This window comes from Nocardia sp. NPDC059180, assembly GCF_042754945.1.
Taxonomy (GTDB): Bacteria; Actinomycetota; Actinomycetes; order Mycobacteriales; family Mycobacteriaceae; genus Nocardia.
Genome location: NZ_JBHZBU010000019.1, coordinates 1 through 1,863, shown reverse-complemented (window position 1 = coordinate 1,863; position 1,863 = coordinate 1). Strand labels below are relative to the sequence as shown.

The 1,863-nt window shown below is 45.6% G+C and carries 2 protein-coding genes; both read left to right on the top strand.

The features are described from left to right. Window positions 1-419, top strand: a 419-nt coding sequence (locus ACFXNW_RS29995; RefSeq protein WP_379421172.1) for a hypothetical protein, incomplete at its 5' end; no start/stop codon positions are given. 315 nt (window positions 420-734) lie between these two features. Then, window positions 735-1,793: a hypothetical protein gene (locus ACFXNW_RS29990; RefSeq protein ID WP_376642743.1), complete on the top strand. Its 1,059-nt coding sequence runs from the start codon at window positions 735-737 to the stop codon at window positions 1,791-1,793. Window positions 1,794-1,863: the final 70 nt, after the last annotated feature.

The following is a 1,863-nucleotide window of genomic DNA, read 5'->3' as shown; positions in this document are numbered from 1 at the left end:
AGGTCGAGACGCCGAAAATTATCTATTGCCCGGTCGCTGAAGAATTAGAGCCGGAATATTACAACGCGCTCATGAGCTGGGTGTACAAGCGTGAAAATACGATTCTATGGATAGACGAATTAATGGAAGTCGCGCCAAGCGCCCATAACTACCCGAAAGAATTGAAAGCCTTATACACGCGCGGGCGTTCGAAAGAAGCAGTCGTTTGGGCTTGTACCCAGCGCCCAACAGACATTCCGGTCATTGCTATGGCCAACAGTTCACACTATTTCATTTTCACCATGCAAAACCCGGATGACCGTAAAAAGATTGTGAAAGCAACAGGGATGCCGCAATTTATGGAGCAACCCGGCGGGCACAATTTTTGGTATTGGAAAGTGGGTATGCAAAACCCGGTACTAGCAAAATTGAAGCTTTAAAGGAGGTGATGACTTGGAGACACGAAAATTTGCAGGTGTCGGGCTGAAGAACATGATTGTCATTGCGCTATTCACAATGATGGTCATTGTCGTAACAAAGGTTATTGTCACGAAGCATCCGGTTAACGGTGTGACGCAATTAGTAAACGCAGTATAAGGAGGAAAAAAGCATGAAGGTTAAATGGTTAGTTCATACGTTCATTACTGTATTTATCACGATGGTTTTCATGTGGATTATTAAGAAAGCTTCAGCAAAATATCATATCCCGGTTGTATCTACAATCGCGGCAGAAGTCTAAGGAGGAATTTTAATTTATGGCAACTCAACAGCAACTATCAGCACAGGCAAAGGCTCAACTATTCTCGCAGGCTACCCGCCAAACATGGCAGATGATGGGTACACAGACAGTGACAGAGGACGCACAAACGGTATCATTCAACCTACCGAAAGTACGCCTGCTATCACAAATTTTAGTTGAATTTGACGCGACTGTCTCTCTCAAATCGCAGAACGCGGCAATTCCAACTAAACCATTTTCACCATACCAGATTATCAGAAATATTGCACTGGAATTAAACAGTGGATTCCGTCCTTTTGTTGTGTCAGGCGAAGCCCTTCACCTATACAGCTTAAACCGATTGAATCCAGACGTTCTATTACCTGCATCAAGTCCGCGGGCGTTATCTTACATTGAAACAGCCGCGAGCACGTCAGGTAAAGACGCGCGTATTAAATTCCAAGTCGCGCTGCCATTAACTTTAAACCAACGTGACCCGGTCGGTCTTATCTTGCTACAAAACGAGGAGACAACCGTTTCCCTTCAGATTGATACAGCACGCGCGCAAGACGCGTATCAGTTGGCTACTGGAGACACCGTTACACTGAAGCAATTGAAAATCACGCCGACAATTGAAACGTTCTCCGTCCCTTCTGTACCACAAGCTATGCCGGATATTTCTGTCCTGAAGCTTGTAAACGAAAAAGGCGAACAGTTCACCGGGAACGGTCAAAATATCGTGAAGCTTCAGACAGGGACGATCTACCGTAAACTCATGTTTTACTTTACGGATGAGTCAGGCAACCCGCTGAAGGACAGCGACTTTGCGGGCAACTTGGAATTGGTATTTAACCAAGCCGACATCCCTTACAGCATTAAGCCGTCAGCACTTGCAGCCCGAAATCATTCGGACTTGGGTTATGTCTTACCGGATGGGGTTTATGTGTTTGACTTCTCTAACCAAGGCTTGCCAAACCTCGGCGGCTCTCGTGACTATATTGACACCGAACGTCTTACAGAGTTTTGGATTCGCTTCAATACTCAAAAAGGCGGGCGCGTGAAAATCGTTGCTGAAAAGCTTTCACGCTTGCATTAATACACGCGGGAGGGCTTTTCCCTCCTTTTCTTATTTGACTACTACGAAGGAGGATTTATATGAACGCACC